The organism is Saccharopolyspora gloriosae (genome assembly GCF_022828475.1).
Lineage (GTDB): Bacteria > Actinomycetota > Actinomycetes > Mycobacteriales > Pseudonocardiaceae > Saccharopolyspora_C > Saccharopolyspora_C gloriosae_A.
This window is the reverse complement of the sequence record NZ_CP059557.1, coordinates 1246346-1260300: the sequence shown is the minus strand read 5'-3', so window position 1 is coordinate 1260300 and position 13955 is coordinate 1246346. Positions and strand designations below refer to the sequence as shown.

Here is a 13955-nt window from a genome sequence, read left to right as displayed (position 1 = left end):
GCTGCCGAAGCACCTGCGCCACCGGTCGAGCGGGAGCGATCAGCCGATCTCGATGATCAGGTCGCCGCCTTCCACCTGCTGCACCTGGCCGATGGCCACGCGCTTCACCCGGCCCGCCTGCGGGGCGGTGATCGCGGCCTCCATCTTCATCGCCTCGATCGTCGCGATGGTCTGCCCGGAGCTCACCTCGTCGCCCTCGGACACCGCGAGCGTGACGACACCGGCGAACGGCGACGGAACGTGGCCGGGGCTGCCGCGGTCGGCCTTCTCCGCCACCGGCAGATCCGTGGCCACCGAACGGTCCCGCACCTGGATCGGCCGCAGCTGCCCGTTCAAGATCGCCATCACCGTGCGAATGCCCCGCTCATCGGCCTCGCTGATCGCCTCCAGCCCGATGAGCAGCCGCACGCCCTGGTCGAGGTCCACGGAGTACTCCTCGCCGGGGCGCAGCCCGTAGAAGAAGTCCTTGCTGCGCAGCAGCGACGTGTCCCCGAACGCCTCGCGGTGCTCGGTGAACTCCTTGGTCGGCTTGGCGAACAGCAACCGGTTGAGGGTGCCGCGCCGATCCTCGACCAGCCCGGTGCGGTCCTCCGCGGTGAGCTCGGCGAGCTTGCGCTCACCGGTGCGGCCTTCGAGCGCCCGGGTCCGGAACGGCTCCGGCCAACCGGCGGGCGGCTCACCGAGTTCCCCTTGCAGGAAGCCGATGACCGAGTCCGGAATGTCGAACCGGCGCGGCTCGGCCTCGAAGTCGGCGGGGTCGACCCCGGCTCCGACCAGGTGCAGCGCCAGGTCACCGACGACCTTGGAGGACGGGGTGACCTTCACCAGCCTGCCGAGGATGCGGTCCGCCGCCTCGTACATGGCTTCGATCTCTTCGAACTTGTCGCCCAGGCCGAGCGCGACGGCCTGCGTGCGCAGGTTCGACAGCTGGCCGCCGGGGATCTCGTGCCGGTACACGCGGCCGGTCGGCGCGGCCAGGCCCGCCTCGAACGGCTGGTAGATCTTGCGCACCGACTCCCAGTACGGCTCCAGGTCGCAGACCGCGCGCAGGTCAAGTCCGGTGGCGCGGTCGGTGTGGTCGGTGGCGGCGACCACCGAGGACAGCGCCGGTTGCGAGGTGGTGCCCGCCAGCGAAGCCGAGGCCCCGTCGACAGCGTCCACCCCGGACTGCACGGCGGCCAGGTAGGTCGCCAGCTGCCCGCCGGGCGTGTCGTGGGTGTGCAGGTGCACCGGCAGCTCGAACTCGCGGCGCAACGCGGTGACCAGCTCCGCGGCGGCCGGGGCGCGCAGCAGACCGGCCATGTCCTTGATCGCCAGCACGTGCGCGCCTGCTTCGACGATCTGCTCCGCCAACCGCAGGTAGTAGTCCAGCGTGTAGATCTTCTCCGCCGGGTCCAGCAGATCACCGGTGTAGCAGAGCGCCACCTCGGCCACGGACTTCCCGGTGTCGCGCACGGCGCGGATCGCCGGGCGCATCTGCTCGACGTCGTTGAGCGCGTCGAAGATCCGGAAGATGTCGATGCCGGTGTCGGTGGCCTCCTGCACGAAGTGCTCGGTCATCTCGGTGGGATAGGGCGTGTAGCCGACGGTGTTGCGGCCGCGCAGCAGCATCTGCAGGCAGATGTTCGGTACCGCCTCGCGCAGCTTCGCCAGCCGCTCCCACGGGTCCTCGGCCAGGAAGCGCAGCGCCACGTCGTAAGTGGCGCCGCCCCAGCATTCCAGCGACAGCAGCTCCGGCGTCATCCGCGCCACGTGCGGGGCCACGGCCAGCAGGTCCTTGCTGCGCACGCGCGTCGCCAGCAGCGACTGGTGGGCGTCGCGGAAGGTGGTCTCGGTGACGCCCACGGCGTCGGATTCCCGCAGCCAGCGCGCGAAACCCTCCGGTCCGAGCTCGGTGAGCCGCTGCTTGGAGCCCTGCGGGGCCGGCGCCGCCAGATCGACCTCGGGCAGTTTGAACACCGGGTCGGGAACGGTGGGCCGCGCCCCGTTCGGCTGGTTCACGGTGACGTCGGCGAGGTAGTTCAGCAGCCGAGTGCCGCGGTCGGCGGAGTGCCGCGCCGTGAGCAGATGCGGGCGCTGCTCGATGAACGAGGTCGTGACACGGCCGCCCGCGAAGTCGTCGTCTTCGAGGACCGCCTGCAGGAACGGGATGTTCGTGGCGACGCCGCGGATGCGGAACTCGGCGAGCGCGCGCCGCGCCCTGGCCACCGCGGTCGGGAAGTTCCGGCCACGACAGGACAGCTTCACCAGCATCGAGTCGAAGTGCGCGCTGATGCTCGTGCCCGCGAACGCGGTGCCGCCGTCGAGCCGGATGCCCGCGCCGCCCGGTGAGCGGTAGGCGCTGATCATGCCGGTGTCCGGGCGGAAACCGTTGGTGGGGTCCTCGGTGGTGATGCGGCATTGCAGCGCGGCGCCGCGCAGCCGCACCTCGTCCTGCGTCATGCCGAGGTCGGCGAGCGTCTCACCGGCGGCGATGCGCAGCTGCGACTGCACGAGGTCGGCGTCGGTCACCTCTTCGGTGACGGTGTGCTCGACCTGGATGCGCGGGTTCATCTCGATGAACACGTGCCTGCCCTGCTCGTCGACGAGGAACTCGACGGTCCCCGCGTTGACGTAGCCGATCTTGCGGGCGAAGGCGACCGCGTCGGCGCAGATGCGTTCGCGCAGCTCAGGATCGAGGTTCGGCGCAGGGGCGATCTCGATGACCTTCTGGTGCCGCCGCTGCACCGAGCAGTCCCGCTCGTAGAGGTGGATCACGTTGCCCTCGCCGTCGGCGAGGATCTGCACCTCGATGTGCCGCGGATTCACCACGGCCTGTTCCAGGATCACCGTCGGGTCGCCGAAGGCGGATTCCGCTTCGCGCATCGCGGCTTCGAGGGCTTCGCGCAGCGCGCCGTACTCGCCGACCCGGCGCATGCCGCGTCCGCCGCCACCGGCGACGGCCTTGACGAACACGGGGAACTGGATGGACTCGGCGACCGACATGAGCTCGTCGATGTCCGCCGACGGCGCCGAGGAGTCCAGCACCGGCACGCCCGCTTCGCGCGCGGCGGCGACGGCCGTGGCCTTGTTCCCCGTCATCTCGAGGATGTCGTGGGTGGGGCCGACGAAGGTGATGCCCGCGTCGTGGCACGCCTTGGCGAGGTCCGGGTTCTCCGACAGGAAGCCGTAACCCGGATAGATCGCGTCTGCGCCCGCGGTCTGCGCCGCTTTGATGATCTCTTCGACCGACAGGTAGGCGCGGACGGGATGTCCGGGCTCGCCGATCTCGTAGGACTCGTCGGCCTTCAAGCGGTGCAACGAGTTGCGGTCTTCGTGCGGGAACACCGCGACGGTGCCCGCGCCGAGCTCATAGCCCGCGCGGAAGGCTCGAATCGCGATTTCGCCACGGTTGGCGACGAGGACCTTGCGAAACATGCCGGCTACCTCCTGGACAGGTGTCGGACGGTCCCGAAACCGTACCGCGAAAATTCCGCCTGCCGAGAGGATCAGCGCGTGACCCACATCATTCGGTCATGGTGACCTGCGATTACGATGCGGCCGCACAAGACCTCACGGAAAGAAATTCGTCGGATTTTCCGATTTCGGCATGATCGGGCGACAGATCGACCCGCCGTACCAGGGTCGTGTTCACCTTCGGCGGCGGAACGCGCCGGAGGTGAATCCGGGTTACGCGCCATGGTCGCCCGCGCGTCGCCGCTTCGCAGATCGGTCGGCGAACGCCGAGCAGCGGTCAGCTCTTCTCCAGGTAGCCCGCGCGGTCCTCGTCGACGACCTCCGCGACCATGCGCGCCAGGCCCGGATGCCCGGCCAGCCCGGGATCTGCGGCGACGTAGCCCTGCGCCGCGGTCCGCGCTTCGGCGATGACGTCCTCGTCGCGCAGCAGCGACAGCATCTTCAGCCCCGAGCGGCGTCCGGACTGGGCCGCGCCGAGCACGTCGCCTTCGCGCCGCAGCTCCAGGTCGAGCCGGGCCAGTTCGAACCCGTCCGTCGTGGAGGCCACCGCGTCCAGCCGCTCCCGAGTGGAGGTGCCGCCCATCGCCTCGCTCACCAGCAGGCACAGCCCCGGCGCCGAGCCGCGGCCGACGCGCCCGCGCAGCTGGTGCAGCTGGCTCACCCCGAAGCGGTCCGCGTCCATGATCACCATGACGGTCGCGTTCGGCACGTTCACCCCGACCTCGACGACGGTCGTGGCCACCAGCACGTCCAGCTTGCCGTCGGCGAAGCCGCGCATCACCGCGTCCTTGTCGTCGGCGGCAAGCCTCCCGTGCAGCATGCCGATGCGCAGCTGCGCCAGCGGACCCTGGCGCAGCCGCTCCGCCACGTCCAGCACCGCCAGCGGAGGGCGGCGTTCGTCGGAGCCCGCGCCGGCGTCGGCGTCCTCCGGCTCCTCCACCCCGTCGTCGGTCCGCGGCTTCTTCTTGCCCTTCTTCGGCGGGTTCTGCTCGTCGTCGCCGATGCGCGGGCACACCACGTACACCTGGTGCCCGGCGGCGACCTCTTCCCGCACGCGTTCCCACGCGCGGTCCAGCCACGCCGGCTTCTCCGCCACCGGCACCACGCTGGTGCTGATCGGCGAACGCCCGCTGGGCAGTTCGCGCAACGCGGAGGTCTCCAGGTCGCCGTACACGGTCATCGCCACGGTCCGCGGGATCGGCGTCGCCGTCATCACGAGCACGTGCGGCGCGGATTCCGTCCCGCCGCGAGCCCGCAGCGCGTCGCGCTGCTCCACGCCGAAGCGGTGCTGCTCGTCGACGACGACGAGGCCGAGGTCGGCGAACGACACCCGGTCCTGGATCAGCGCATGGGTGCCGACGACGATGCCGGCCTCCCCCGAAGCCGCTTCCAGCAGCGCTTTCTTGCGCGCGGCGGCGGGCAGCGAACCGGTGAGCAGGGTGATCTTGGTGGCCTGCTCGGCCGCACCGAGCTCGCCTGCCGCACCCAGGTCGCCGAGCAGTTCCGCCAGCGAACGGGCGTGCTGGGAGGCCAGCACTTCGGTCGGCGCCAGCATCGCGGCCTGCCGTCCCGAGTCCACCACCTGCAACATGCCGCGCAACGCGACGACGGTCTTGCCGGAACCGACTTCTCCTTGCACGAGCCGGTTCATCGGCTGCTCGGTGGCCAGGTCGGCGGCGATCTCGGTGCCGATCTCGGTCTGTCCCGCGGTCAGCTGGAACGGCAGCCTGCGGTCGAACTCCGCGAGCAACCCGTCCTCGCGGCGCGGGCAGGACGGCGCCGGATGTTCGTGCACCGACTCGCGCAATCGTGCGAGCACCAGTTGCACCGCCAGCGCCTCGTCCCACTTGAGCCGGTTCTGCGCGGCGGCGACCTCGCTCTGATCCTGCGGCTGGTGGATCTTGCGCAGTGCCGTTTCCAGCCCCAGCAGGCGATGCTCGGCGCGCAACTGCTCGGGCAGCGGATCGTCGGCGCCGTCCCAGGTGTCGAGCACCTGGCGCACGCAGCGGCTGATCGACCAGGACGGAAGTCCGTGCGCCGACGGGTAGACCGGGATCAGCGCGGACGCGAACTCCTCCGCCACCGAGCCCGCCTGCTGCGCGTCCTCCCCGTCGAAGAGCTGGTACTCGGGGTGGGCGAGCTGGAACGAGCCCCGGTAGGCGGTGACCTTGCCCGCGAACATGCCCTGGCGCCCCGGCAGCAACTCCCGCTCCCGCCACGCCTGGTTGAAGAAGGTGCAGGTCAGCGAGCGATGCCCGTCGGTGATGCGGGCTTCCACGATGGTGCCGCGGCGGGATTTCATGGTCCGCTTCGACACCCGCTCGACCTTCGCCAGCACCGTCACGTGTTCGTCGAGCTCCAGCCCGGCGATCGCGGTGAGTTCGCCGCGTTCGGCGTAGCGGCGCGGATAATGCCGCAACAGATCGCCCACAGTGGACAGTCCGAGGGCGGATTCGAGCGCCTGCCCGGTCTTCGCGCCCAGCACCCGGTCCAGCCCCGTATCCGAAGTGGTCATCCCGCCCTGCCCGTGTCGCCTGCCCGCTGCTGCACTCGAAGTTATCGGACGAAGCGCCGCCGCGGGCGGACCGGTTCACCGAATCCGCGCCGCGCCGGACGATTGCGCGCACCGGGACGCGATTCCGGCGATGGCCGGAACTACTCGACGCCCAGCAGCAGCGCGGCCGACGATCCGCCCGCCGGGTAGCAGACGCACTCCACCTCAGGGCGGTGCTTGGCCAAGTAGTCGACCAGCTGCCGCGGCACCGGATCGGGAGTGTCATCGCCCACCAGGACCGTCACCAGTTCGCCGCCCGCCGCGAGCATCCGATCCACCAGATCCCGTGCCACCGCGAGGAAATCCCGCCCCATCAGCACGACCTCGCCGTCCACCAGGCCCAGCACGTCACCGGGAACGCAGCGGCCCGACCAGGTCAACGCCTCCGACTCGGCGATGCGCAGTTCGCCGCGCCGGGTCGCCGCCGCGGCCTCCGCCATCACCACCGCGTCATCCGGACTGCGCCGCGAGGGATCGTGCACGGCCAGCGCCGCCAAGCCCTGGACCGGGGAGGCGGTGGGCACGACCACGACGTCCCGGCCGTCCCGGACGGCGCGCTTCGCGGCCAGCTCCGCGGATTCGGTGATCGTCTCGCCGTTGGGCAGCAGCACGACGTGCGCCGCACGGGTCCCCTCGATCGCCGCGACCAGTTCCGGCACCGACGGATCCGCCGGGTTCAGCGCGAACACCTCGGCGCCCTCCGCGCGGAACAGCTCGGCGAGCTCATCACCCGCGACGCAGGCCAGGATCGCGTGTCCCACGGGGTGTGCGGCGGTCTGGTCGGCGAACCGCTGCACCCGGATGCGACTGGGCCTGCCGGTTTCGATGCCCGCCTCGATGGCGCCGCCGATGTCGTCGCAATGCACGTGCACGGCCCACGCGCCGGCGCCGTCGCCGACCACGGACACGCAGTCGCCGAACTCCGCCAGCGCGATGCGCAGCCGGTCCACTCCGCTCGGTTCAGCGTCCGCGAGCAGGTACATCACCTCGTAGGCGTATCCGCCGTGCTCCGCGGGGAAATCGATGCGGCCGGTCGGCGGTTCCGGCGCGAGTCGCACTCCGTGCACCACCGAGTGCAACGCGTCGAGCAGCACCACCAGTCCGCGACCGCCCGCGTCCACGACTCCCGCCTCCGCCAACGCGGGCAGCTGAGCGGTGGTGCGCTCCAACGCGCTGATCGCCGCCAGCGTGGCCGCTCGCACGGGCTCCCCCAGACCGGCGCTTCCCGACGTTGCGGCGGCTCCTTCGGCCGCCGCGTGCAGCACCGACAGCATCGTGCCGTCCGCGGGCTCCGCGATGGCGTCCCTGGCGAGCCGGTCCGCATGGTGCAACGCGGCGCGCAACGCGGGGCCGTCCATCGCCATCGCGTCCCGCAGCTGCTCCGCCACTCCGCGCAGCACCTGGGACAGCAACATCCCGGAGTTGCCGCGCGCCCCTGCCAGCGCACCCTCGGCGAGCGCCGTGAGCACCTCGCCCAGCGGGCTCGCCGCCGAGTGCTCCGGCTCCACCGCCGCCAGCGCCGAACGCATCGTGTGCAGCAGGTTCGTCCCGGTGTCCCCGTCCGCCACCGGGTACACGTTGATCCGGTCGAGCGCGGCACGATCTTGCGCCAGTGCCGCCACCGACTCACGCGCCCACCGGCGCGCGGCTTCCGCGCCGAACTCCGGCAGCGCCTCCGGACTTCCCACCACACCGAAAGCGTAGAGGGTGTTTTCGGGACGATCCGCGCAGCGGGTCGGGTAGCGACACCTCGGCGGCGTCGCCGCGAAAGGCGCCGCCGACGCCGCATGTCAGGGGCCGACGGGCACGATCAGGGCGTGGGGTAGGCTTATCGGGTCCCGGGTGGCGATGACCCAGGGCACCCGTAAGGCATGCAGGTCCGCACCGGCTTCCGGCCGGGAGGAGATCGCCCCTGGCGAGCAGCAAGCCCAGCGGTACGTGATCCAGGCCCGCCCAGCGGTCGGGATCCCCAAGCGGGCAGCGCTCGCGTGGATTCATCGCCGCATCCGAACTCAGGCTTCCCCGCCGTGGGCGTGGGAGGACGTCGAACGCAAAGTAAGGGGTGTCTGAAGTGGCTGCCGTCTGCGACGTCTGCAGTAAGGGTCCGGGCTTCGGTAACTCGGTCTCGCACTCCCACCGGAAGACCAGGCGCCGGTGGAACCCGAACATCCAGACCGTGCACGCCAAGCTCGGTCTCTCGCAGCGCAAGCGCATGAACGTGTGCACCTCCTGCCTCAAGGCGGGCAAGGTCGTGCGCGGCTGAGCGCAGGCCACTAGCGCCGAACCCCGGAACGGTCCGCCGTTCCGGGGTTTTTGCATGCCTGAAGTCCTCAGCGGCCCGCGCGCAAGAGTATTTGATCTTGTCAGCGGCGAAGCCGATGAGCAGTGACCGACTTCAGCAGAGGGACCACCGGCGGGTTCTCAGCAACTTCCTCGTGAGGACGGCTTTCCCCGTGGCGGAGCCACCCGGGAAAGAGCGGTTGCACAGGCCAGGGGCGCAGCAAGGAAGTCACTGAGGTCCCGCCACGCCACCCACCACGCCGGCCGGGCACACGGCTCAAGGCAAATGGTGCCGCCAGCGAGGGCCGACTCGTGCCCAGTCCGCTTCCCATGCGGCAAGCCGCCGTTTGCCCACGTACCACCGGGCAGCGCCGAACATCCCGCCCAGCACCAGGCCCGAACCGAGCAGCACCCCGGCACCCGCCGTTCCGGCTGCCTGCGTGGCCTCGGAGCGGGTCCTCGGGGGCGGCACCGGCCGGTCCTGCGGATCGACCCAGATCGGGACCGTGTCGGCGAGCGGGGTGCCGGTCGGCACTTCGATGACCGCCGAGCGCGGTGGATCCGGCGGCGTCGCCCAGCCGACGCGGACCGAGCGGACCACCGCGCTCTCCCCCGGCACTTCGGCGAGCACCTTCGCCGACACCGGGTGCCGATCGATGTGCTCGGCGTTCACCCGTGCCAAGTGGTCCCGCAGCACCGCCTGCGAGACGACGAACGAAGAGATCAGTACCACCACCGCCGCCACCAAGATCACCAGCAGGGCGATGGGCTCGAACCAATCTGTCCGGCGCCGCAACGGGTTGGCGCCGGGCCACACCGCCCGCCGCATCCGCGCCAGGACTCCTCCACTGACCGGGCCGGCACCCATGACAAGCCTTCTTCCATCGGCGAGCACAAGTCCACCGCAAGACTCGAATGTACGACCGGCGGAGGTCGAAATCCATCCGCCGAACCGGGACCTCGGTCCGCTCCCCTCAGGGCACCCGTTGATCACGCTGCGTGCAAGTCGGCCGCCTGCTGAGGCCGGGTGCCGTGGCCGGGAGAACGGCGTCGGGCGGCGATCCGAATCGCTTCGAACAGGGGTAACGGGAGACCAGGACGCGGCGGGCGCGATTCCGGTGCCGGTCGGCGTCGCGCTCGCCGGGGAACCACGTCGAGTCGGCGCGGAATCGCGCGCTCTCACTCAGCGTGATGAAGCGAGGGGCTACCGGAGCTCGACTCGGACGCCCCGCACCGGCTCAGCGTGAGCTCAGGGCAGCTTCCAGTCGACGGGCTCGGCGCCCGCTCGCTGCAGGATCTCGTTCGCGCGGCTGAACGGGCGGGTGCCGAAGAAGCCGCGGTCCGCCGACATCGGGCTCGGGTGCACCGATTCGAGGCACTCCACGCCCGGCATCATGACCCGGGTGCTGCGCGCGTCGTTGCCCCACAGGATCGCGACCATCGGCTGCTGCCTGGCGGCCAGCGCGCGGATGGCCTGCTCGGTGACCGCCTCCCAGCCTTTGCCGCGGTGCGATGCCGACTTGCCGGGCTGCACGGTCAGCGCCCGGTTGAGCAGCAGCACCCCGTTCTCCGTCCACGGCGTCAGGTCGCCGCTGGTGGGCCGGGGATGGCCGAGGTCGTCGCAGTACTCGCGGAAGATGTTGATCAGGCTCCTCGGCGGCTGCACGCCCGGGGCGACGGAGAAGCTGAGCCCGACCGGGTGCCCCGGCGTGGGATACGGGTCCTGACCGACGATGAGGACGCGCACGTCGTGGAACGGCTGCTGGAACGCGCGCAGCACGTTGTCCCCGGAAGGCAGGTACTCCCGCCCGGCCGCGACCTCGGCGCGCAGGAAATCTCCCATCGCGCCGATCTGACCGGCGACGGGTTCCAGCGCCTCGGCCCAGCCGGCTTCGACCACCTCGTGCAACGGACGTGCCATGGTCGCGCACTCTAGCGAGCGGCCAAGATCGACTGCCCGGCACCCCGGCGGAGCCGAGCGCCGCGGGTCAACGTGTTGTGCCCCACACTGCGGCGAGTCATCATCAACCCTCGTGCGGGTCATTCCCGTGGCCCAACGATCGTGATCTCCATAGCCGCCTGTGACCAGCGTTCGGCCTTCGATCCACCCCGCCCACCGCCGATGACGAACCTACTGCGGAGTGATGTTTTCCCCAAGACAACAATTATCGAAACGGACACAAGTAGGCGTTTTGGTGGCCAGGAGGCAGCCACTCGGCTAAGTTCCTCAGTACTCCAAACGTGTTCACACACCGTGGACGGCACGACCCGGAGGTGGCACACACCCTCATGACTGCACAGGAAACGGAAGAGATAAGCCCCGAACAGCGATCACTGCTCCGGCGAGCGGTCGGCGCAGCGGCAATCGGGAACACGACGGAGTGGTACGACTTCGGCGTCTACGCCTACGTGGCGAGCTACGTGGGACATCAGTTCTTCCCCGGTCCGTGGGAGACCGTGTCCGCATTCGGCGTCTTTGCGATCTCCTTCCTGCTGCGACCGCTCGGCAGCATGTTCTTCGGTCCACTGGGGGACCGGATCGGACGCCAAAAGGTGTTGGCGATCACGATCCTGCTGATGTCCGGATCGACATTCTTGCTCGGCTGCCTGCCCAACTTCGAGACGATCGGACTTCTCGCGCCGATCCTGCTGTTGTTGTGCCGGATGGTGCAGGGCTTCTCCACCGGCGGTGAATACGGTGGCGCGGCCACCTACATCGCCGAGTTCGCTCCGAACCGGAAACGTGGTTTTTACGGCAGCTGGCTTGAATTCGGCACGCTTGCGGGATTCGGCCTCGGCGCGCTGGTTCCGACCATTCTGATCCTGGTTCTCCCCGAGGAGTCGATGCAATCCTGGGGCTGGCGGATCCCGTTCCTGCTGGCCGGGCCGCTCGGCCTGATCGGGCTCTACCTGCGGAGCAAGCTGGAGGACACCCCGGCGTTCAAGAATCTGGAGAAGAGCGACAACCTGGCCCGCTCGCCGCTGAAGTCCTTGGTGCGCGATTACTGGCGGCCGCTGCTGATCCTGATGGGCGTCGTGGTGCTCATCAACGTCGCGAACTACACGATTCTGACCTACATGGAGAGCTACCTCACCGACACCCTGGAAATTCCGGCGGGTCGCGAATACGAGGTGCTCGTTCCGCTGCTGCTGGTGGTCGCGTTGATGATGGCGGCCATCGCACCGGTCGGCGCGCTGTCCGACCGGATCGGCCGGAAACCGTTGTTCATCTCGGCGGCGATCTGCTTCATCGTGCTGCCCTACCCCGCGTTCCTGTTGATCTCGCAGGGCACGATGCTGACGACCATGCTCGGCCTGGCACTGCTGGGCGTCGGACACCTGCAGCTGATCGGGCCGCTGGCCTCGACGCTGCCGGCGATGTTCCCGACGAAAGTCCGGTACGCGGCGTTCAGCGTCGGCTACAACATCTCCACCGCGGCCTTCGGCGGCACCGCTCCGCTGATCAACGAGTGGGCCGTGGGCTACACCGGGAACTCGTTCTTCCCGGCGTTCTACCTGATGGGCGCCGCGGTCGTGGCGCTCATTCCGATCCTGTTGATGAAGGAGACGTCGGGCGAACCGCTGATGGAGGAATCCAACGTGCCCGGCCCCTCGACATCGACGGCGTCGAACTGAATCGGCTCGAACGCGAAAAAGCCCGGCGGGAATTCCCGCCGGGCTTTTTCGTGCCATACCGGACAATCCGGCTAAGGATCAGGGCGAAACCTGTTCAGGTGATCACCGCCAGTGTTCCCACCCCGAGGAGCCCTCGTAGGTCGCGCCGTCCACGGTGACTCCGCCGCCCTCCACCACGGACCCCACCGCACGCCAGCCCTCCGGCAACGGCCGATCGGGCGGGAACGTCGCCGCCAGCGCCTGATCCTCACCACCGGTGAGCACCCAGTGCCGGGCGTCCGCCCCCAGTGCCGAGGCGACCTCGGTGAGCCGCTGCGGCACCTCGATCAACTCGTCCCGCAGGTCGATGCCGACCTGCGAAGCCTCCGCGATGTGCCCGAGATCGGCCAGCAGCCCGTCCGAGGTGTCGATCATCGAGGTGGCACCCGCGTCGGCGGCCACCGGCCCCGCGTCGTACGGCGGTTCCGGCACCCGCTGCGCACCGACGACCGCCACCGGTGAGCGGAATCCGCGCCCCAGCACCGCGAGGCCGGCCGCGGCCCAGCCGAGCCGCCCGGCCACCGCGACGACATCGCCGGGGCACGCGCCGGACCGGGTCACCGGGGTGCGGCCCTGCAGGTCGCCCAGCGCCGTGATGGAGATCGTCAGCGCCGGCGCGCTCACCATGTCTCCGCCGATGATCCCGGCGCCGACTCGCTGCGCCTCTTCCCACATGCCCGCCGACAGCTCGTCCACCACCGAGATCGGCGTCTCCGGCGGGCAGCCGATCCCCACCAGCAGGCCGGTCGGGACCGCGCCCATCGCCGCCAGATCGGACAGGTTCACCGCGACCGCTTTGCGCCCCACCTGGTGCGGCGTCGACCAGGCCAGCCGGAAGTGCACCTGCTCGACCAGCACGTCGGTGGTCGCGACCACCCGGCCGTCGGACGCCGCCAGCACGGCGGCGTCATCACCGGGACCGAGCAGCGTCGCGGCGGGCTGCGGCCGCCCGGAGGTCACCCGCTGAATGAGGCCGAACTCACCGGCCTCGGACACGGTCTGGTCCTGCGCCGAAGTGTCCGAACCCACGTCAGACCTCCCTTTCTTGAGCATCCGCTCGGCCCGATGGGGTAGTTTTCTCCCAGTTTCCTACCCCGCGCACAAGGCCGAGACGAAGGGGCACGCCGTGGTTCAGGCATACATCCTCATCCAGACCGAAGTCGGCAAGGCCGCCGCCGTCGCCGCCGAGATCTCCGGCTCCACCGGCGTGATCACGTCCGAGGACGTGACCGGTCCGTACGACGTGATCGTGCGCGCCGAGGCCGAGAATGTCGACCAACTGGGAAAGATGGTCGTCGCGGGCATCCAGAACGTGGAAGGCATCACGCGGACGCTGACGTGTCCCGTCGTGCACCTGTGAGCGCCCAGTTCCAGGCGTTTCACCCGCACGTGCTGTAGTTGAGCCCGTGGTCGACGAGCATCCGAAGTTCCCCAAGCCGGTCCTGATCGTGGCGCTCACGCTCAGCGGACTCCTGGCGTTGGGCGTGATCACCCTCGGGCTGGTGTCCCGGTTCTCCGAGCAGCGGGAGCAGGACGCGGTGGAGGCGGCGCAGCAGGCCCGCCGCACCGGTCCGCTCGCGCTGCCGCCCATCCCCTCCCCTGACGCCGAGGAACCGGACTGCGCGAAGCTGCTCGCCGCGCTGCCCGCCGAACTGGACGTGGACGGTGCACCGGTCCCCCGGCGGGATCTCGCCGAGCCGATTCCGCCGGGCGCGGTCGCGTGGGGCGATGCCGAGCACGACCCGATCACGGTGCGCTGCGGCCTGTCCGCTCCCGCCGAACTCACCCCGACTTCGCCGCTGGTGGACATCTCCGGGGTGAGCTGGCTGCGGATCACCGAAGCGGGCAACACCTCGTGGCTCGCGGTGGACCGCCCCGTGTACGTGGCGCTGACGGCGCCGGAGAACTCCGGCAGCGGACCCGTGCAGGACCTCTCCGCCCAGTTGCGCACGCTTCCCAAGCAGCCCGTCTTCCCCTGATCGAGCCGCCC

General features: G+C 70.1%; 10 protein-coding genes. 4 read left to right on the top strand and 6 right to left on the bottom strand.

All coding sequences use genetic code 11. From position 1 onward, the window contains the following. Positions 1–39: 39 nt before the first annotated feature. From H2Q94_RS05420 to H2Q94_RS05410, 3 genes are all read right to left on the bottom strand, one after another. Positions 40–3417, bottom strand: a complete 3378-nt coding sequence (locus H2Q94_RS05420) for a pyruvate carboxylase (RefSeq protein WP_243792666.1) — start codon at positions 3415–3417, stop codon at positions 40–42. 316 nt (positions 3418–3733) lie between these two features. Further along, positions 3734–5971, bottom strand: a complete 2238-nt coding sequence (recG, locus tag H2Q94_RS05415) for an ATP-dependent DNA helicase RecG (RefSeq protein ID WP_243792664.1) — start codon at positions 5969–5971, stop codon at positions 3734–3736. Positions 5972–6111: 140 nt separating this feature from the next. Beyond that, on the bottom strand, positions 6112–7701 hold the full coding sequence (locus tag H2Q94_RS05410) for a DAK2 domain-containing protein (RefSeq protein ID WP_243792662.1): 1590 nt from the start codon (positions 7699–7701) through the stop codon (positions 6112–6114). 380 nt (positions 7702–8081) lie between these two features. On the opposite strand from H2Q94_RS05410, the gene rpmB reads away from it, so the two are divergent. Then, positions 8082–8273: a 50S ribosomal protein L28 gene (rpmB, locus tag H2Q94_RS05405; protein ID WP_243792659.1), complete on the top strand. Its 192-nt coding sequence runs from the start codon at positions 8082–8084 to the stop codon at positions 8271–8273. A gap of 294 nt (positions 8274–8567) precedes the next feature. On the opposite strand, the gene H2Q94_RS05400 is transcribed toward rpmB, so the two are convergent. Together H2Q94_RS05400 and H2Q94_RS05395 are read right to left on the bottom strand one after the other, a co-directional pair. Then, complete coding sequence (locus tag H2Q94_RS05400) at positions 8568–9158, bottom strand: Rv1733c family protein (protein WP_243792656.1); 591 nt, start codon at positions 9156–9158, stop codon at positions 8568–8570. 381 nt (positions 9159–9539) lie between these two features. Then, a complete protein-coding gene (locus tag H2Q94_RS05395) occupies positions 9540–10211 on the bottom strand; it encodes a uracil-DNA glycosylase (protein WP_243792654.1) in 672 nt (223 codons plus the stop codon). 368 nt (positions 10212–10579) lie between these two features. On the opposite strand from H2Q94_RS05395, the gene H2Q94_RS05390 reads away from it, so the two are divergent. Further along, on the top strand, positions 10580–11926 hold the full coding sequence (locus tag H2Q94_RS05390) for an MFS transporter (RefSeq protein ID WP_243792652.1): 1347 nt from the start codon (positions 10580–10582) through the stop codon (positions 11924–11926). 102 nt (positions 11927–12028) lie between these two features. On the opposite strand, the gene H2Q94_RS05385 is transcribed toward H2Q94_RS05390, so the two are convergent. Next, positions 12029–12994 (bottom strand): thiamine-phosphate kinase, encoded by a 966-nt coding sequence (locus H2Q94_RS05385; protein WP_397545427.1) that lies wholly within the window; start codon positions 12992–12994, stop codon positions 12029–12031. Between the two features lie 97 nt (positions 12995–13091). Between H2Q94_RS05385 and H2Q94_RS05380 the strand changes: the two genes are divergently transcribed. Then, entirely contained in the window at positions 13092–13325 is a 234-nt protein-coding gene (locus H2Q94_RS05380; protein WP_184481871.1) for an Lrp/AsnC ligand binding domain-containing protein, read from the top strand. A 46-nt stretch (positions 13326–13371) separates the two neighbouring features. Continuing rightward, positions 13372–13944: a DUF3515 domain-containing protein gene (locus H2Q94_RS05375; protein ID WP_243792647.1), complete on the top strand. Its 573-nt coding sequence runs from the start codon at positions 13372–13374 to the stop codon at positions 13942–13944. Positions 13945–13955 lie beyond the last annotated feature (11 nt).